Raw genomic sequence first — 16747 nt, 5'->3', positions numbered from 1 at the left:
CGCGCCCTGAGCCCGCGCCTGATGAGGGCGTCTAATCGGGCGGTACCTGGTCGGTCTCTTCGAACACCAGCATGGTTTGTGTACCGAGCACCTGCGGGATGGACTGGATCCGGTTGAGGACCAAGTCCCGCAGGGCGTGGTTGTCGGCGGTGTGCACCAGCAGCAGGACGTCGAAGTCCCCGCCGACCAGGGCGATGTGGGCGACCCCGGGCAGGGACAGCAGCTGCTCGCGCACGGTGCGCCAGGAGTTCTGGACGATCTTCAGGGTGATGTACGCGGACGCGCCCTGACCTGCCCGTTCGTGGTCCACCCGGGCGGTGAAGCCGCGAATGATGCCGTCCTCGACCATCCTGGAGATCCGGGCGTACGCATTGGCCCGGGACACGTGCACCCGCTCGGCCACCGAGCGGATCGAGGCTCGACCGTCCTGCTGCAGCAGCCGCAGGATCGCCCGGTCGACCCGGTCGAGTCTGGACATCTGTTCAGCCGACATGACCCCCCACCCTCGCCGATTGGACACACTGCCACCAGTCGACCGCCGCTCGGGCCGAATGTCCACCACCTTGTCACGCTTCTGGTCAAGATGAACAGACGACCGAACAATCGGTAGGGAGCCCCCGCCACCCCAGGAGGTGCCCCGAGATGACCGTTCTCGACCACAGACACCACACGGGCGTGCCGGGCTGGATGCCCGGGGCGACCGCCCCGCGCACCGATCCGGCCCCCCTCCTCCCGGACGTCTCCCCCGTCCGGGTGCTCGGCACCCCCGCGCTGGAGAAGCACGACCCGGCGCTGCTGCGCGAGCTCTACCGGCGACTCGTCGTCGGCCGGCGCTACAACCAGCAGGCCACCACCCTGACCAAGCAGGGCCGCCTCGCCGTCTACCCGGCCTCCACCGGGCAGGAGGCCTGCCAGGTCGCCGCCGCGCTGGTGCTCGGCGAGCGCGACTGGCTGTTCCCCAGCTACCGCGACACCCTCGCCGTGGTCTCCCGCGGGGTCGACCCGCTGGAGGCGCTGACCCTGCTGCGCGGCAACGCCCACACCGGCTACGACCCCCGCGCCAGCCGGACCGCCCCGCTCTGCACCCCGCTCGGCACCCAGGCCCCGCACGCCGTCGGACTGGCGCACGCCGCCCGGCTGCGCGGCGAACCGGTGGTCGCGATGGCCATGCTCGGCGACGGCGGCACCAGCGAGGGCGACTTCCACGAGGCGCTGAACTTCGCCGCCGTGCTGCGGGCGCCGGTCGTCTTCCTGGTGCAGAACAACGGCTACGCGATCTCCGTCCCGCTCAGCGCCCAGTCCGCCGCACCGACCCTGGCCCACAAGGCGGTCGGCTACGGCATGCCGGGCCGACTGGTCGACGGCAACGACGCGCCCGCCCTGCACTCGGTGCTCACCGAGGCGGTCGAGCGCGCCCGGGCCGGTGACGGCCCGACCCTGGTCGAGGCCCTCACCTACCGGATCGAGGCCCACACCAACGCCGACGACGCCACCCGCTACCGCACCGAGCCCGAGGTGGACGCCTGGCGGGAGCACGACCCGATCCTGCTGATGGACCGCGCACTGCGCGAACTCGACCTGCTGGACGACGAGTTGGTCCAGAGCGCGGCCGACGAGGCGGAGGCGCTGGCGGCCCGGATGCGGGCCGAGTTCCACGCCGACCCGGAGCTCGACCCGATGGCGCTGTTCGCCCACGTCTACGCCGAGCCCACCCCGCAACTGCGGGAGCAGGCCGCCCAGTTGTCCGCCGAGCTGGCCGCCGAAGCCGAGGTGCAGCACTGATGTCCACCGCTGTTTCCGCCCGTACCGCGTCGATGGCGCAGGCGCTCAACTCCGCGCTGCGGGACGCCCTGCGCGAGGACCCCACCGTCCACGTGCTCGGCGAGGACGTCGGCGCGCTCGGCGGGGTCTTCCGGATCACCGACGGGCTCACCGCCGAGTTCGGCCCCGACCGCTGCCTGGACACCCCGCTGGCCGAGGCCGGCATCCTCGGCACCGCGATCGGCATGGCGATGTACGGGCTGCGCCCGGTGGTCGAGATGCAGTTCGACGCCTTCGCCTACCCGGCGCTGGAGCAGCTGTTCTCGCACGTCGCCAAGATGCGCAACCGCACCTCGGGCAAGCTCCCGCTGCCGATCACCGTGCGCATCCCGTACGGCGGCGGCATCGGCGGCGTCGAGCACCACAGCGACGCCTCCGAGGCGTACTACACCAGCACCCCCGGCCTGCACGTGGTCACCCCCGGGACGGTCGCCGACGCCTACGGGCTGCTGCGCGCCTCGATCGCCTCCGACGACCCGGTGGTCTTCCTGGAGCCCAAGCGGCTCTACTGGGGCAAGGCCGAGTTCGACCCGACCGCGCCGGTCGAGCCGATCGGCCGGGCCGTGCTGCGGCGCCCCGGCACCTCCGCCGTGCTGATCACCTACGGCCCCTCGCTGCCGGTCTGCCTGGAGGCGGCCGAGGCGGCGCGGGCCGAGGGCTGGGACCTCGCGGTGCTCGACCTGCGCACCCTGGTGCCCTTCGACGACGAGACGGTCACCCGGGTGGTGCGCTCGATCGGCCGGGCCGTGGTGGTGCACGAGGCCAGCGGCTTCGGCGGCACCGGCGCGGAGATCGCCGCCCGGGTCACCGAGCGCTGCTTCCACCACCTGGCCGCGCCCGTGCTGCGGGTCACCGGCTTCGACATCCCGTACCCGCCGCCGATGCTGGAGCACCACCACCTGCCCGGGGTGGACCGGATCCTGGACGCGGTCGCCCGGCTGCAGTGGGAGGACTGAGGATGATGCCCGTCGTACGGGAGTTCCGGCTGCCCGACCTCGGTGAGGGACTCACCGGGGCGGAGGTGGTGCGCTGGATGGTCGAGGTCGGCGAGGTGATCGCGGTCGACCAGCCGGTGGTGGAGGTGGAGACGGCCAAGGCCGTGGTGGAGGTGCCCTGCCCGTACGGCGGGGTGGTCACCGCGCGGTACGGCGCGGAGGGCGAGGAGATCGCCGTGGGCGCGCCGCTGGTGACGGTCGCGGTGGCCTCGGCGGGGGGTGTGGGCGACGAGGTGTCGGCTGCTCCTGCCGCCGTTGCCGAGGTCGAGCGGCCGTTGGTCGGGTACGGGGTGCTCGAGAGCAAGGGCGGGCGGCGGCGCCGGGTCGGTGCGGCCGCTCCGGTTGCTCCGGTCGTTCCCGCAGTTCCCGTCGCTCCCGTCGCTCCGGTTGCCGTCGCTGCGGCTCCGGCGGCGCCCGCGGCTCCGGTCGTGCTGCCGGTGATCTCGCCGCTGGTGCGGCGGTTGGCCCGGGAGCAGGGGGTCGACCTGACCGCGCTCGCCGGGAGCGGGCCGGACGGGCTGATCATGCGGGCGGACGTCGAACGGGCGGTCGCGGCGAAGGTGGCTGCTCCGGTCGTCGTTGCGGTGGCGGCCCCGGCCGGGCCGGACGAGGTCGTCCCGCTGCGCGGGCTGCGCAAGGCGGTGGCCGAGAAGCTCAGCCGCAGCCACCGGGAGATCCCGGCCGCGACCTGTTGGGTCGATGTGGACGCCACCGAACTGATGGCGTTGAGGCGGCAGTTGAATGCCACCCCGGGCCCGAAGGTGAGCGTGCTGGCGCTGCTGGCACGGATCTGCACGGTCGCGCTGGCGCGCTTCCCCGAGCTCAACTCCAGTGTGACCGAGGACGGTTCGGGCATCGTCCGGCACTCTGCGGTGCACCTGGGCTTCGCCGCGCAGGGCGAACGCGGGCTGGTCGTCCCGGTGGTCCGGGACGCGCACGCCCGCAGCACCGAGCAACTCGGCGAGGAGTTGGGCCGGTTGACCGAGTCGGCGCGGGCCGGTTCGCTGACCCCGGCCGAACTGACCGGTGGCACCTTCACGTTGAACAACTACGGGGTGTTCGGCGTGGACGGCTCGACCCCGATCCTCAACCACCCCGAGGCGGCGATGCTCGGGGTCGGCCGGATCGTGGCCAAACCCTGGGTCCACGGCGGGGAGTTGGCGGTGCGGGAGGTGACCCAGCTGTCGTTCACCTTCGACCACCGGGTCTGCGACGGCGGGACGGCGGGCGGGTTCCTGCGGTTCGTGGCGGACTGCGTCGAGCAGCCGGGGATGCTGCTGCGGCAGCTGTGAGCGGGCCGGAGCGGGCCGGGGTGGGACCGCTCCGAGCAGGGTGGAGTCGCCCTGGGTGTGCTGTTCGGCACTCAGGGCGACCGCCGATCGAGCGAGAGTAGCGCGTTCCCCGGCCGGGTGTCCGGGCTTCCCGCGATTTGTCGGATGAGCAGTTCGGGCGTGCCACGCTGCCTAGGCGTCAGCAGAGACAAGCCAGGTGGTGGCGCAGGCCGGCCGGAGGCGAAACGATTCTCTTGGGTACTCGAAACGTAGCGGTGAAGTCCCGCAGAACACTCCTGATCCGCACCGGGCACGGCTCGGCGGGGGCCGCCTCCGTCCCGGGCCTGCCGCAGTCGCCGCCCGAACCCGTGGCGGTGGCGGTGGCGACGGAGGAGGCCCGGGCCGTCCGGCCGCCGATGCCGCTGGACCCGCCCGACCTCCCGCCGATGCCGCCGGTGCACCCGGTGATCCCGCCGCCGCCCGTCGAGCCGCCGGCCGTCCCCGCGCCCAGCTACCCGCAGGCGCCCTCGACCACCGGCACCTCGCCCGCCTTCCAGCCCCTGTTCACCGATGCGCCCGGGCTCAACTGGGCAGGGCCGGGCGACAGTTGGAGCGACGCCTGGGCGGCGCAGCCGACCGCCCAGTACACCCCGCCCGGGCCGTCCGCACCGCCCGCCATCATGTCCAGCGCCGTCGTGCCGAGTGCTGTCGTGCCGAGCGCCGACGGCACCGAACTCCCGCTCACCGCACGGGACATCGAGCTGATCCGGGACAGCCTCGCGCTCGTCGAACCGGTCGCCGACCGGGCCACCGCGCACTTCTACGCCCTGCTCTTCCTGCACCACCCCGAGGTCCGCTCGCTCTTCCCCGCCGCCATGGACGTCCAGCGCGACCGGCTGTTCCGAGCCCTGCTGGCCGCCGCCCGCGGCGCCGAGGACCCGGCCGCGCTGCGCACCCGGCTGAGCGCGCTCGGCCGCGGCCACCGCCGTTACGGCACCCTGACCGGCCACTACGCCCCGGTCGGCGAGTGCCTGGTGCAGGCGCTGGCCCGGTACGCGGGCAGCCGGTGGGACGCGGAGACCGAACTGGCCTGGCGGCGCGCCTACCGGCTGATCTCCACCATCATGATCGAGGCCGCCGAGGAGGCCGCCCGCACCTCCCCGCCCTGGTGGCAGGGCGAGGTGGTCCGGCACGAGCAGCGCACCCGGGACGTCGCGGTGCTCACCGTCCGCCCCGACCAGGCGTACCCGTTCCGGGCCGGCCAGTACTGCAGCCTGGAGACGCCCTGGTGGCCGCGGGTCTGGCGGCACTACTCCTTCGCCTCCGCGCCCCGGCCGGACGGGCTGCTGACCTTCCACGTCAAGGCCGTCCAGGCGGGCTGGGTGAGCAACGCGCTGGTGCACCGGGCCGCCCCCGGGGACGTACTGCGACTGGGCCCGGCGACCGGCGCGATGACCCTCGACCACGCCTCCGGCGCCGACCTGCTCTGCCTCGGCGGCGGCACCGGCATCGCGCCGATCCGCGCCCTGGTCGAGGAGGCTGCCGAGTACGGCGCCTCCGGCCGCAGCGTCGAGGTGTTCTACGGGGCCCGCAGCGCCGCCGAGTTGTACGAGCTGGACGGGCTGCGCGAGCTGGCCGGGCGGCTGCCCCGGCTGACCGTACGGCCGGTGCTGTCCGGCACCGGCCCGGCCGAGGGCGTGCTGACCGGCGAACTGCCCGAGGTGGTGGGCCGGTTCGGCCCGTGGGACGGTCGGGAGGCGGTGCTCAGCGGCCCGCCCGCGATGATCCGGCGCGGGGTCGGGGTGCTGCTGCGGGCGGGCCTGCCGGCCGAGCGGATCCGGCACGACCTGGTCGGCGAACTGGCGGCGGGATAGCGCGCGGAGGACAGGGGGTTGGGCCGGGGTCGGACCGGGCCCGGGCCGGGGCCCGGCCGGTCAGCCGAGGTCGGGCGCGAGGAGCGCGCGGATGCCCTCGATGTTGGCGGCGAGGTACGCCCGGAGCCGGGGCGGGACGACGTTCACCGAGGTCACGCCCTCGCGGGTGAAGGGCAGCCGGACCACCTCGTACTCGCCGTTCGGGTCCGTCACCTCGGGCCCGTGCCGCCGGCTGAGGTCCATCGAGGCCAGTCGGCAGACGAAGAAGTGCTGGACCTTGACCCCGTGGGGGTGCAGCAGGGTGCCGTCGTCGTGGTGCGTGTGGCTGATGGTGTCGACGAAGGCGGGCACCACGTCCACGACCTTGCCGCCCAGCTCCTCGTCCACCTCGCGGTGCAGCGCCTCGACCACCGTGCGGTCCTCGCGCTCGACCCCGCCGCCCGGGGTGATCCAGTACGGGTGCGGCGCCCCGGGCCGGACCCGCCGGATCAGCACGATCGAGGCCGGGCCGTGCGGGTCGTCCGGGTCCAGCTCCAGCAGGATCGCCCGCGCGGTCCGTTTGACCACCGGGCGCGGCGGCGGCGGGGTTCGGTTGTCGGGGCCCATGGCGACCTCCGGGGCTGGAGCGTTGTGCGGGAGTCTCCCCGTGGAGGGAAACGGTCGAAACCCTGGGAAAGGGTCGAAACGCCGCCCCTGTTCACCCGCCTGCGGCGTTCACCGGGGGAAAAGCACACCTTTGGAAAAGGGACACCTTGTCCACTTCATCCCCGAACAGGGACGATGAGGGCTGAACGTGGATGGCCTGCACGAAACCGTCGAAAGCATGAGGTACTGGCGCCATGCAGCACAGCACAGTCCAGGGGCACCTGGTGATGAACCTCGTGGTCTCGCCCGAGCTGTCCTTCAGCATCGTGGTGGACCTGGCGTACGAGGCCGGCGATCCGTACGCGGTGCGGTTCACCTTCCACCTGCCCGGTGACGCCCCGGTCCCCTGGGTCTTCGCGCGCGAGCTGCTGCTGGACGGCCTCAGCGCCCCGTCCGGCGAGGGCGACGTGCACATCCACCCGGTCGGCGGGGAGCTCTCGGAGGTCCGCATCGCGCTGCGCTGCCCCAACGGGGACGCGGTGCTGCACGCCCCGTCGGCGCCGCTGGTCGCCTTCCTGGCGCGGACCGACCGGCTGGTGGCGATGGGGCAGGAGCTCACCGGCAAGGAGCTCGAGGCCAAGCTCGCGGACATCCTCCGGGGGTGCGACGCGGGGTGAGCGCTCCCGGCCGGGCCGGTTCCGTCGTGCGGGCGGCGCCGGTTCCGGCCGGGCCGGTTCCGTCGTGCGGGCGGCGCCGGTTCCGGCCGGGCCGGTTCGGACGAAGGGGCCCGTACCCGGTGGACCACCCGGGCACGGGCCCCTTCCACGGCCGCGTGCGACACCGCGCACGACGGGTTCAGTCGTCGTCCAGGGCCAGGTGCAGGCCCCAGGAGACCAGGCTGATGATCAGTGAACCCACCAGCGCCGAGCCGAAGGTGGTCACGTGGAAGTCCAACTCCAGCCTGGTGGACGCCCACGAGGTGAGCATCAGCATCAGGGCGTTGATCACGAAGGTGATCAGTCCCAGCGTGAGGATGAACAACGGGAAGGAGAACAGCTTCACCACCGGCTTGATCAGCCAGTTGATGAGGCCGAACACCACGGCGACGCCGAGCACCGTCAGCGCCTTGTGCTGCCAGTCGGCCTTGCCCTCGGCGAGTTGGATGCCGCTGACGATCCAGGCGGCGACCCAGATGGCCGCCGCGTTGATCAGTGTTTTGATGACGAAACCCTTCATGCCGCCCAAGCCTGACAGGCGCCCCGCCGCGGGGGAAGCTCCCATCGGACGAGTTGGTGTTGAATGCCCCTGGTCCTGGAGGTGGACGGGGCGGAGCCGACGGGCGGGGGCCCGGCGGCCGCGGCGGTGGTGACGGACGAAGGAGGACGGCAGCGGTGAAGGTGTTCCGGCTGGACGAACTGGACGCCGAGCGGGCGGCCAACGACGGTGCGTACCTGCGGTTCCTGCGCGAACCGCGGATGTCCGCCGGGCTGTACGCGCTCGCCCCCGGCGACACCGACACCCAGACCGCGCACGACCAGGACGAGATCTACCAGGTGATCAGCGGCCGCGCCGAGTTGACGGTCGGCGCCGAGACCACGACCGTCGGGCGCGGCACCGTGGTGTACGTCCCGGCCGGCACCCCGCACCGGTTCCACCACATCACCGAGGAACTGCGGGTGCTGGTGGTGTTCTCCCCGCCGGAGGACTGAGGACCGGCCCCACGGTCGTTATGGTCGTTCGCATGACCCGTAGCCTCACCGACGAGCTCTGGGCGTCGATCGAGCCGATCTACGCCGAGATCCTCGCCCACCCCTTCATCGGCGGCCTCACCGACGGCACCCTGCCGCGCGAGGCCTTCCGCCACTTCGTCGTCCAGGACTCGCACTACCTGCGCGACTACGCCCGCGCCCTCGCCGTCTGCGCCGCCAAGGCCCCCGGCGAGGCGGACGTCCGGGCCTTCGCCGACGACGCGGTCGGCGCGCTGGCCGCCGAGCAGGGCATGCACGCCGAGTTCCTGACCGCCTTCGGCGGCACCGCCGCCGAGGCCGCCGCCGAACCGGTGCTGCCGACCACCCGCGCCTACACCAGCTACCTGCTGGCCACCGTCTACGGCGGCTCCTTCGCCGAGGCGCTCGGCGCGGTGCTGCCGTGCTACTGGATCTACGCCCGGGTCGGCGAGGCACTGCTCGCCCAGGGCTCCCCCGACCCGCTGTACGCCAAGTGGATCGCCACCTACGGCGACGAGGCCTTCCAGTCCGTGGTCCGCCGGGTGCTGGCGCTCACCGACCGGCTCGGCGAGGAGCTCTCGGCGGCCGAACGCCGCCGGGTGGTCGAGCACTTCGGGACCACCTCGCGCTACGAGTGGATGTTCTGGGACGCCGCCTGGCGCGGGGAGCGCTGGCCGGTCTGATCCGGCACCCCCCGCCGTTTCTCGGGGGTCCCCCCGGGGGGTCGGATCGGGGTGATCTAGGGGTTCTCTCCGGGCCGTTGGCCCTCGTTACGGCGCCCGCGCCACCGTACGATCGAAGCATCGAAAGCAAGCGGGATGCGGTTACCGGACGGCGGCCGACCCGAGGGGAGAAGAGGAACCGACATGGCTGAGCTCTGGAAGTCGCTGCCCTCCTGGGTGCGCAACATCGTCATCCCGGTGCTGGTCCTGGTGCTGGCCTGGAACATCATCGCCTTCGTGTTCGGCGTGGTCGGCGCCCTGCTGAGCATCGTGATCAAGCTGCTGGTGGTCGTCGGCATCGCCGCCGCCGTGGTGATCCTGGTCAAGAAGGCCGCCAAGGGCTGACCCCGCTCCGCGCGCCGCGCGGAGCACTCCCGGAGGCCCGGCACCCCGTCCGCGGGGGCCGGGCCTCGGCCTTTTCCCCGGTCGGTTCCCCGCCGGTTCCCCACCGGTTCCGTTCGGAGACCGTCTGGACCTGCGGCGATCGGCTCGCTACGGTGTTGGGCGTCATGTGCAGGCAACACCGCCTGCGACGCGGGAGCTCGGAGCACCGGGCTGAGAGGGCGCTGACCGGACCGTCGACGGACGGACCGACGGCTGCGTCGACCGCAGGAACCTGGACCGGGTAATGCCGGCGTAGGGAGTAGAGGTCAGATGACCACGTTCGACGCACAGCCGCAGTCTGCCCAGAGCGCCCCCAGCAGCGAGCGCACGGGCTACCCGACCCCGGCCTGGCGCAAGGCCTACCGCGACGGATCCCGCCCCGACCTGCGGGTCCCGTTCCGCGAGGTGCAGCTCACCAACGGCCGGACCGTCCCGCTGTACGACACCTCCGGCCCGTACACCGACCCGGCGTACGAGCCCGACGTGCGCCGCGGCCTGCCCGCCCTGCGCGACTCCTGGATCCGCCTGCGCGGCGACGTCGAGGAGTACGACGGCCGCGAGGCGCGCCCCGAGGACGACGGGATCAAGCACACCTCCCCGCGCGGCGGCAACCTGCGCAACCTGGACGCCGTCTTCCCCGGCCGCCCGCGCCGCCCGCTGCGCGGCCGCGGTGGCGCCGCCGTCACCCAACTCGCTTACGCCAAGCGGGGCGTGGTGACGCCGGAGATGGAGTTCGTGGCGCTGCGCGAAGGCCTGGAGCCGGAGTTCGTCCGGGACGAGGTGGCCCGCGGCCGCGCCGTCATCCCGGTCAACGTGAACCACCCCGAGGTGGAGCCGGCCATCATCGGCACCAACTTCCTGGTGAAGATCAACGCCAACATCGGCAACTCCGCCGTCACCTCCTCGATCGAGGAGGAGGTGGAGAAGATGACCTGGGCCACCCGCTGGGGCGCCGACACCGTCATGGACCTCTCCACCGGCCGCAACATCCACACCACCCGCGAGTGGATCCTGCGCAACTCCCCCGTGCCGATCGGCACCGTGCCGCTCTACCAGGCCCTGGAGAAGGTCGACGGCAAGGCCGAGGAGCTGAGCTGGGAGGTCTACCGGGACACCATCATCGAGCAGTGCGAGCAGGGCGTCGACTACATGACCGTCCACGCCGGCGTGCTGCTGCGGTACGTCCCGCTCACCGCGCGCCGCAAGACCGGCATCGTCTCGCGCGGCGGCTCGATCATGGCCGCCTGGTGCCTGGCGCACCACCAGGAGAACTTCCTCTACACCAACTTCGAGGAACTCTGCGACATCCTCGCCGCCTACGACGTCACCTTCTCGCTCGGTGACGGCCTGCGCCCCGGCTCCATCGCCGACGCCAACGACGAGGCCCAGTTCGCCGAACTGCAGACCCTCGGCGAGCTCGGCCGGATCGCCCGCGAGCGCGACGTCCAGGTGATGATCGAGGGCCCGGGCCACGTCCCGATGAACAAGATCAAGGAGAACATGGATCTCCAGAAGGAGATCTGCGACGAGGCGCCGTTCTACACCCTCGGCCCCCTCACCACCGACGTCGCCCCCGGCTACGACCACATCACCTCGGGCATCGGCGCCGCCATGATCGCCTGGTGGGGCACCGCGATGCTCTGCTACGTCACGCCCAAGGAGCACCTGGGCCTGCCCAACCGGGACGACGTCAAGACCGGCGTGATCACCTACAAGATCGCGGCCCACGCCGCCGACCTCGCCAAGGGCCACCCCGGCGCCCAGGCCTGGGACGACGCCCTCTCCGACGCCCGCTTCGAGTTCCGCTGGGAGGACCAGTTCAACCTGGCCCTCGACCCGGAGACCGCCCGCGAGTTCCACGACGAGACCCTCCCCGCCGAACCCGCCAAGACGGCCCACTTCTGCTCGATGTGCGGCCCGAAGTTCTGCTCGATGAAGATCAGCCAGAAGATCCGCGACGAGCACGGCGACGGCTCCACGGCCGTCTCCAGCGACTTCGACGCTGAGGCGCTGGCCGGCATGCAGGCCAAGTCCGAGGAGTTCGCCGCCCAGGGCAACCGGGTGTACCTCCCGCTGGCCGACTGACATCGCACCGACGCAGGCGCTGCTCCAGGGACGGTTCCTGGAGCAGCGCTTCGGGGTGGCGGGCTCCGGCCTCCGGGCTGGTGCCGGTCCGGCGGCAGGGCCGTTGCCGCGCGGAAATCCGCTCGGTGACGCGGGGCCGTGCCTGGGATGATCCGTGCCGTGAAGCCCTGGAATGCCTTGAGCCCGGCCGAGCAGACGCTGATGCGCTGTGGTCTGTGGCAGTCGTGTCTGGCCGGAACGGCCCAGCAGTACGGAATTGATCTCCGGTGGGCCGGGGCGAACGATGCTCCGCCGCTGCGCAGCTACACCCGGGACGAACAGCGCGCTCTGGTACCGCAGTTGGCTGCGGTTGCGCTGGACCTCGTCGAGCGCGGCCTGCTCACCGTCCGGACCCGGCAGGGGCTCGGTGCTGCCCCGACCGATCCCGTGGTGACCGGCCCGGCGCTCCGGGAGGTTCTCGCCGAGCCGGCCAACTGGCTCTGGAGCCCGAAGACGGCAGTGACGTTCGACCTGCACGCCACCGAGTCCGCACGCGAGTCGTGGCACGCGAGCGCGCTTCCGGCTCCGACCGGTGACGGTCTGCCCGCCTGGGACGAGCTCTCCCGCGAGCAACAGAGGGTGCTGATCTCTGCCGCCGAGTTCAGCGGCATGCTCACCGGGCCGTTCGGCATCTGGGAGGACCTGCCGACCGAGCTGACCGGCGTGGAGCTCTCCGAGTGGGTCGATCGCCAGCTCGCTCCCCTGCTCCCGTACGTGCGTGAGGGCTGGCTCGAGGTCCGCCACTTCCCCGTGGAGACGGGCGAGGCCTTCACGGTGATACCGCTCGAAGACCTCCGAACCGCCTTCGCGGACCGCTCCCTCCGCTGCGACGACGCCGAGGAGTGGGTGGGGCTCCGCTGTGTCTTCACGTACGAGGGCCTGGCTGTCTGGCGGAGTCCGGACGGGGGTGTGGCGGAATAGCGTGGGAGACAGCCGAGGACATTTCGTACACCGGCATCAGCGCCGACGTCGCCCTGGGTCGTGATGGGTCCCGCGTGGACCGGACGGGCGGCTCCTGATGATGCCGATTCCTCTCCCCAGCTCCGCCGCTCCAGGGCCGTGGACGGTGCCCGGTACTCCGCTGCTGCCGCGGCTGGAGCTCGAGCCGACGATGTCGCGGCAGGGCGTCTTCGACGGTGCCTGGTGGCCCCGCTCGGACCGGGTGCTGGCGGAACTGCCGGACCTGATCACCGCGCTCGGTGCCCACTTCGGGCGCATCGTCCGGGTCGGTCTGGACACCTCGGCGTGGAGCGGAGTGCCCCGGTCGGTCGCGGCGAACGGCCTGACGATCAAGATCAACTGGTTCACCGGCAGCGACGCGACGATCAGCGTCACCCGGGGCTTCCAGGACCACTTCCTGCTGCTGGTGGTGCCGCCCGGCACCGCCCCGGCGACGGCGGCTTCCGCGATGGCCGGCGCCTCGGCGACCGGGAACCACACCCCGGCCGCGGAGCTCCTGCTCGGCTGACGGCCGGCGAAGGATCTCCGCGAAGAATTTTCCCGGAGGGCGATGAGTTCTCGACGCGACTCCGGTCTACCCCTGTGCAAGCGACGATGTGATTGCTGAGGGGATACCGGGATGACCGAGATGACTGCGACGACCGAGATGACCGAGGGCCTGGGCGAGCTGACCCTCACCCGGGAGCTGCCGGGCACGCCGGCCGACGTGTTCCGGGCGTACGTCGAGCCGGAGCAGTTCGTCCGCTTCTGGGGCCCGGTGGGCACCCACGTGCCGCTGGACACGGTGACCATCGAGCCGGAGGTGGGCGGGCGCTACGACAGCACCATGGTCATCGAGGCCACCGGTGACCGGTACCCGCTGAAGGCGCGGATCACCGAGATCCGGCCCGACGAGTCCTTCACGATGGCGGTGGACGGCACCGCGATGCACTCCACGCTGACCTTCACCGACCTCGGTGACGGCCGGACCCGGGTGGTGCTGCACCAGCGCGACGTACCGGCGATGTTCCTCGGCCCGCAGGCCGAGGCGGGCCTCAACTCCAGCTTCGACCGCCTGGTCGAGCACCTCGCCGCCCGGGGCTGAGGCCGTCGTTCCGCGGGTGCCGTCCCGGTCCTCCCCCGAGGGTCCGGGGCGGCACCCTGCTCTGTCAGACGGCCGCGTCGGCGACGTCCTGGGGGTACCAGCGGAGTTCGACGGTGTTGCCGTCCGGGTCCTGGACGTAGAGGGAGGTGGCGGTGCCGCGGGCGCCGAAGCGGGGGCCGGGGCCGTCGAGGACGGTGAAGACGCCGGAGTCGACGACCTCCTGCCAGTCGAGGGGCTCGACGACGAGGCAGATGTGGTCGACGTTGGACTCGTGGCGGGGGCGGTGGAAGAGGTCGATGATCGTCGCGCCGTTGACCCGGACGGAGGGGAAGGAGACCTTGCCGGCCCGCCACTCGTCGACCCGGACGGGCTCCAGGCCGAGCAGGCCGGTGTAGAAGGCGAGCGACCGCTCGATGTCGGCGACGTTGAGGACCAGGTGGTCGAGGGCGACGACGCGCATGGTGATCGGCTCCTTGCTGGGGGTTCGCTTGGTGACGGGTTCCACGATCCTCCGGCCCGGGGTGATCATCAACGACTGATCGCCGTACGATCGTTGAGTCGGATTAAACGATGCATGGTGTGAAGGGGTGGGGCGGCATGCTGGAGCGGCTGGAGATCGAGGTCTTCCTCGCCCTCGCGGGGGAACTGCACTTCGGGCGGACCGCCGAGCTGTTGGGCCTGACCACCGGCCGGGTCAGCCAGGTGGTGCAGAAGCTGGAACGCCGGGTCGGCGCACCGCTGTTCGAGCGGACCAGCCGGTCGGTCCGGATCACCCCGGTCGGGCGGCAGCTGGCCGCGGACCTCGCCCCGGTGGTGGCCGCGATGGAGGAGGCGCTGCGCCGGGCGGTGGACGCCGGCCGCGGGGTGACCGGTGAGCTGCGGGTCGCGTTCCTCGGCGAGTGGACGGCGCCGGTGCTGCTCAGGGCGGTCGCGCTGTTCGGCGAGCGGCACCCGGACTGCCGGGTGGACGTGCGGGAGGTGCAGCTCTCCAACTCCCGCTCCAGCCTGGAGGACGGCTCGATCGACATCCTGGTCGCCTCCTACCCCTTCGACGGCATGGCGATCGGCCCCGTCCTGCTCACCGAGCAGCGCGCCCTGGCGGTGCCGGCCGGGCACCCGTTGGCCGCCGAGGCCTCGGTGTCGCTCGAAGTGCTGGGGGACCACCCGGTGGTGCAGTACCCGGCGGTGACCTCGGTCGGGTTCAAGCGCGACCGCACCCCCGACCGCACCCCGTCCGGCCGTCCCGTCCCCAAGGGCCCGTCCGGCGGGACGTTCTCCGAGATGCTCAGCCTGGTCGCCATGGGCCGCGGCGTCCTCCCGGTCGGCCTGCACTGCCGCCAGTACTACCCGCGCCCCGACCTCGCCTACGTCCCGATCCACGACGCCCCGCCGATCGAACGCGGCCCGGTCTGGCTGCCGGGCAACGGCACCGAGCGGGTCCGCGAGTTCGTCCGGGCGGCGGCCGAGGTGGCCGCCGGCGCCGGGCGGACGGGCGTGGCAACGGGCGGGTGAGGGTCAGGAGATCGCGCGGAGGCGGGCCGGGGACGGCTGGGTCAGCTGCCGGAGGTGGGCGGCGGTCGCGGGGTCGGCGGGGAGTTCCAGGGTCTCGCGGTGGAGGCGGTGGAACCGGAGTTCGGGTCCGGCGGGGTGCTGGAGGCGGAGCGGGCCGCGGCCGCCGAACGGGTGCTGAGGTGGCGCGCCGTGGGTCAGGGGAGCAGCAGGCCCCAGCCGACCGCCCAGGGCACGAAGACCGCCCCGGCCAGCAGGAGCGCGCCGAGCCGGGCACGGTCCGCGACGGGCAGGGCGGCCCGTCGGCGCACGGTGGTGACGGCGGCGGTGCCGACGGCCGCGACGGTGAGCAGGGCGAGCAACTGGACGGCCAGCCACACCACCGGGCGGCCGAACAGGACGGGGCCGGGGGACATGGCGGCGGTTGCGGCCAGGAAGAGCAGGTAGCCGAGCCCGCCCAGGACGGCGGCGGTGCCGGCCGCGGACGCCCAGCGGGCGGCTCGTGGCAGGGCGGCCGGGCGGGGGCGGCGGCGGATCCGGCGGACGGCGCCGGTCAGCGCGTATCCGAGGAAGCCCGCCAGGCAGACGGCGAGGGCGAGGGCCTGGAGTCCGCCGGACTCGTACCAGGCGAGTGGGGCGAGCGGACGGCTCACGCCGTCCTGGTGCGGCGCCGGGTCGACGGACACCGGCGGCAGGGCGGTGGCGAGCCGGTGGATCCAGGCGGCCTCGTAGTCGGCGTAGTCGGTGGGCAGTTGATCGATCCGGTCGTAGCCGCCGTCGTGGGTCAGGTGCAGGTTGTGCCGGACGCCGGGGATGGTCCGGAGGGTGTAGTGGGTGTTGCCGGCCCGGTCGAGGGCCTGGCGGATGATCGGGGCGCTCTCCTCGGGGGCCGCTTCGCGGTCGAGCGTGCCCCACTCGGCCAGGACGGGCTGGTGGACCCGTTCCCATACCGGCACCGGGTCGTAGTCGGCCTCGGCGAACAGCCCGGCGGCGGTGAGTTGGCGGACCGAGGTGTCCTGAAGGGCGGTCAGCAGCGAGCCGGAGATCCCCGCGTGGCGCAGGTAGCCGCCGTAGGCCCAGGCCTGCTGGCGGGCCGGTGGGAGCCCGGCCGCTCCGGCGGTGACCAGGTACGCGACGTCGGTGGAGCGGGTGGCGGCGAGCGAGACCACCCAGGCGCCCTCGGAGAGTCCCCAGAGACCCACCTGCGCCGGTTGGACCTCCGGCCGCGAGCGCAGGAGGCGGACGGCGGCGAGGGCGTCGTCGGCGAGCTGGCCGTAGTCCCGGTGGGTCGTCGAGTAGCCGTCGGTGCGCTTGTCGTAGATCAGCGTGGTGATGCCGCGCCGCGCGTACGCCTCCGCCGCTGCCCGCAGGCCGCTCGCCGGGCCGGGACCGGCCCCGGCGACCATGACCAGCCCGGGGGTGGGGGCGCCGGTCGCGGCGGGCGGCGTCAGGATCTGGCCGTGCAGGACGGTGCCGCCGGCGCCGGTGAACTCGACCCGGGTGGCCACGGGTTGGGCGTCGGCGGGTTGGGCGCCTGCGGTGCGGTCGGCCGCGCTCGCCCGGCCGGCTCCGGGGCACAGCGCGAGCAGGGCGGCCAGCAGTGCCGCGGTCAGCAGCGCCGTCGCGGCGGTACGTGGTGGTCTGGTCCGTGCGGTGCCCATGACTGGTCTCCCCCGGGTCGGTTCCTGGTG

18 protein-coding genes and 1 riboswitch are annotated in these 16747 nt (G+C 72.8%); of the genes, 13 read left to right on the top strand and 5 right to left on the bottom strand.

What is annotated here, in order from left to right; translation table 11 throughout:
- Nucleotides 1–31: 31 nt before the first annotated feature.
- On the bottom strand, nt 32–493 hold the full coding sequence (locus ACFVXG_RS09975; protein ID WP_387926045.1) for an Lrp/AsnC family transcriptional regulator: 462 nt from the start codon (nt 491–493) through the stop codon (nt 32–34).
- 149 nt (nt 494–642) lie between these two features.
- Here ACFVXG_RS09975 and pdhA point away from each other — a divergent pair, with 149 nt between their 5' ends.
- The 4 genes from pdhA (at nt 643) to ACFVXG_RS09955 (ending at nt 5961) form a co-directional block, all read left to right on the top strand.
- Nucleotides 643–1782: a pyruvate dehydrogenase (acetyl-transferring) E1 component subunit alpha gene (gene pdhA / locus ACFVXG_RS09970; protein ID WP_387926044.1), complete on the top strand. Its 1140-nt coding sequence runs from the start codon at nt 643–645 to the stop codon at nt 1780–1782.
- Nucleotides 1782–2777: an alpha-ketoacid dehydrogenase subunit beta gene (locus ACFVXG_RS09965; RefSeq protein ID WP_387926042.1), complete on the top strand. Its 996-nt coding sequence runs from the start codon at nt 1782–1784 to the stop codon at nt 2775–2777. The genes pdhA and ACFVXG_RS09965 overlap by 1 nt, the downstream gene beginning before the upstream one ends.
- A gap of 5 nt (nt 2778–2782) precedes the next feature.
- Nucleotides 2783–4108: a dihydrolipoamide acetyltransferase family protein gene (locus tag ACFVXG_RS09960; protein WP_387926492.1), complete on the top strand. Its 1326-nt coding sequence runs from the start codon at nt 2783–2785 to the stop codon at nt 4106–4108.
- Between the two features lie 254 nt (nt 4109–4362).
- Nucleotides 4363–5961: a globin domain-containing protein gene (locus ACFVXG_RS09955; protein ID WP_387926040.1), complete on the top strand. Its 1599-nt coding sequence runs from the start codon at nt 4363–4365 to the stop codon at nt 5959–5961.
- A gap of 60 nt (nt 5962–6021) precedes the next feature.
- Here ACFVXG_RS09955 and ACFVXG_RS09950 read toward each other — a convergent pair whose 3' ends face one another.
- Nucleotides 6022–6567: an NUDIX domain-containing protein gene (locus tag ACFVXG_RS09950; protein ID WP_387926038.1), complete on the bottom strand. Its 546-nt coding sequence runs from the start codon at nt 6565–6567 to the stop codon at nt 6022–6024.
- A gap of 233 nt (nt 6568–6800) precedes the next feature.
- Between ACFVXG_RS09950 and ACFVXG_RS09945 the strand changes: the two genes are divergently transcribed.
- On the top strand, nt 6801–7223 hold the full coding sequence (locus tag ACFVXG_RS09945; RefSeq protein ID WP_387926036.1) for an SsgA family sporulation/cell division regulator: 423 nt from the start codon (nt 6801–6803) through the stop codon (nt 7221–7223).
- A 178-nt stretch (nt 7224–7401) separates the two neighbouring features.
- On the opposite strand, the gene ACFVXG_RS09940 is transcribed toward ACFVXG_RS09945, so the two are convergent.
- Nucleotides 7402–7782, bottom strand: coding sequence for a phage holin family protein (locus tag ACFVXG_RS09940; protein WP_387926035.1), 381 nt, complete (start codon nt 7780–7782; stop codon nt 7402–7404).
- A gap of 155 nt (nt 7783–7937) precedes the next feature.
- On the opposite strand from ACFVXG_RS09940, the gene ACFVXG_RS09935 reads away from it, so the two are divergent.
- The 7 genes from ACFVXG_RS09935 (at nt 7938) to ACFVXG_RS09905 (ending at nt 13547) form a co-directional block, all read left to right on the top strand.
- A complete protein-coding gene (locus tag ACFVXG_RS09935; protein WP_350507331.1) occupies nt 7938–8255 on the top strand; it encodes a cupin domain-containing protein in 318 nt (105 codons plus the stop codon).
- Nucleotides 8256–8287: 32 nt separating this feature from the next.
- On the top strand, nt 8288–8956 hold the full coding sequence (gene tenA, locus ACFVXG_RS09930) for a thiaminase II (protein ID WP_387926033.1): 669 nt from the start codon (nt 8288–8290) through the stop codon (nt 8954–8956).
- Nucleotides 8957–9139: 183 nt separating this feature from the next.
- On the top strand, nt 9140–9340 hold the full coding sequence (locus ACFVXG_RS09925; RefSeq protein ID WP_350507333.1) for a DUF5326 family protein: 201 nt from the start codon (nt 9140–9142) through the stop codon (nt 9338–9340).
- Between the two features lie 179 nt (nt 9341–9519).
- A riboswitch (TPP riboswitch) is annotated at nt 9520–9655 on the top strand.
- The gene (gene thiC / locus ACFVXG_RS09920; RefSeq protein ID WP_387926031.1) at nt 9650–11464 is read left to right on the top strand and encodes a phosphomethylpyrimidine synthase ThiC; all 1815 of its coding nucleotides are present in this window, start codon (nt 9650–9652) and stop codon (nt 11462–11464) included. It overlaps the preceding riboswitch by 6 nt.
- A 147-nt stretch (nt 11465–11611) precedes the next feature.
- Nucleotides 11612–12424 carry a hypothetical protein gene (locus ACFVXG_RS09915; protein ID WP_387926029.1) on the top strand — a complete coding sequence of 271 codons (813 nt, stop codon included), beginning with the start codon at nt 11612–11614 and terminating at the stop codon, nt 12422–12424.
- 145 nt (nt 12425–12569) lie between these two features.
- Complete coding sequence (locus ACFVXG_RS09910; protein WP_387926028.1) at nt 12570–12971, top strand: DUF5994 family protein; 402 nt, start codon at nt 12570–12572, stop codon at nt 12969–12971.
- Between the two features lie 111 nt (nt 12972–13082).
- Nucleotides 13083–13547, top strand: a complete 465-nt coding sequence (locus ACFVXG_RS09905; RefSeq protein WP_387926026.1) for an SRPBCC domain-containing protein — start codon at nt 13083–13085, stop codon at nt 13545–13547.
- A gap of 64 nt (nt 13548–13611) precedes the next feature.
- Here ACFVXG_RS09905 and ACFVXG_RS09900 read toward each other — a convergent pair whose 3' ends face one another.
- Nucleotides 13612–14007 (bottom strand): VOC family protein, encoded by a 396-nt coding sequence (locus ACFVXG_RS09900; RefSeq protein WP_387926024.1) that lies wholly within the window; start codon nt 14005–14007, stop codon nt 13612–13614.
- Between the two features lie 110 nt (nt 14008–14117).
- On the opposite strand from ACFVXG_RS09900, the gene ACFVXG_RS09895 reads away from it, so the two are divergent.
- On the top strand, nt 14118–15059 hold the full coding sequence (locus ACFVXG_RS09895; RefSeq protein ID WP_387926022.1) for a LysR family transcriptional regulator: 942 nt from the start codon (nt 14118–14120) through the stop codon (nt 15057–15059).
- A gap of 194 nt (nt 15060–15253) precedes the next feature.
- Here ACFVXG_RS09895 and ACFVXG_RS09890 read toward each other — a convergent pair whose 3' ends face one another.
- Nucleotides 15254–16717 (bottom strand): alpha/beta hydrolase family protein, encoded by a 1464-nt coding sequence (locus ACFVXG_RS09890; protein WP_387926020.1) that lies wholly within the window; start codon nt 16715–16717, stop codon nt 15254–15256.
- Nucleotides 16718–16747 lie beyond the last annotated feature (30 nt).

The organism is Kitasatospora sp. NPDC058162, from assembly GCF_042884005.1.
In the GTDB taxonomy this organism is placed as follows: domain Bacteria; phylum Actinomycetota; class Actinomycetes; order Streptomycetales; family Streptomycetaceae; genus Kitasatospora.
The sequence above is the reverse complement of the archived record's forward strand: the minus strand, read 5'-3'. Positions and strand labels throughout refer to the sequence as shown.

What these genes read in the sequence shown, in the direction of transcription:
- ACFVXG_RS09975 (WP_387926045.1), bottom strand. Translation starts at nt 493, where the DNA reads ATGTCGGCTGAACAGATGTCCAGACTCGACCGGGTCGACCGGGCGATC.
- pdhA (WP_387926044.1), top strand. Translation starts at nt 643, where the DNA reads ATGACCGTTCTCGACCACAGACACCACACGGGCGTGCCGGGCTGGATG.
- ACFVXG_RS09965 (WP_387926042.1), top strand. Translation starts at nt 1,782, where the DNA reads ATGTCCACCGCTGTTTCCGCCCGTACCGCGTCGATGGCGCAGGCGCTC.
- ACFVXG_RS09960 (WP_387926492.1), top strand. Translation starts at nt 2,783, where the DNA reads ATGCCCGTCGTACGGGAGTTCCGGCTGCCCGACCTCGGTGAGGGACTC.
- ACFVXG_RS09950 (WP_387926038.1), bottom strand. Translation starts at nt 6,567, where the DNA reads ATGGGCCCCGACAACCGAACCCCGCCGCCGCCGCGCCCGGTGGTCAAA.
- ACFVXG_RS09945 (WP_387926036.1), top strand. Translation starts at nt 6,801, where the DNA reads ATGCAGCACAGCACAGTCCAGGGGCACCTGGTGATGAACCTCGTGGTC.
- ACFVXG_RS09940 (WP_387926035.1), bottom strand. Translation starts at nt 7,782, where the DNA reads ATGAAGGGTTTCGTCATCAAAACACTGATCAACGCGGCGGCCATCTGG.
- tenA (WP_387926033.1), top strand. Translation starts at nt 8,288, where the DNA reads ATGACCCGTAGCCTCACCGACGAGCTCTGGGCGTCGATCGAGCCGATC.
- ACFVXG_RS09925 (WP_350507333.1), top strand. Translation starts at nt 9,140, where the DNA reads ATGGCTGAGCTCTGGAAGTCGCTGCCCTCCTGGGTGCGCAACATCGTC.
- thiC (WP_387926031.1), top strand. Translation starts at nt 9,650, where the DNA reads ATGACCACGTTCGACGCACAGCCGCAGTCTGCCCAGAGCGCCCCCAGC.
- ACFVXG_RS09915 (WP_387926029.1), top strand. Translation starts at nt 11,612, where the DNA reads ATGATCCGTGCCGTGAAGCCCTGGAATGCCTTGAGCCCGGCCGAGCAG.
- ACFVXG_RS09905 (WP_387926026.1), top strand. Translation starts at nt 13,083, where the DNA reads ATGACCGAGATGACTGCGACGACCGAGATGACCGAGGGCCTGGGCGAG.
- ACFVXG_RS09900 (WP_387926024.1), bottom strand. Translation starts at nt 14,007, where the DNA reads ATGCGCGTCGTCGCCCTCGACCACCTGGTCCTCAACGTCGCCGACATC.
- ACFVXG_RS09895 (WP_387926022.1), top strand. Translation starts at nt 14,118, where the DNA reads ATGCATGGTGTGAAGGGGTGGGGCGGCATGCTGGAGCGGCTGGAGATC.
- ACFVXG_RS09890 (WP_387926020.1), bottom strand. Translation starts at nt 16,717, where the DNA reads ATGGGCACCGCACGGACCAGACCACCACGTACCGCCGCGACGGCGCTG.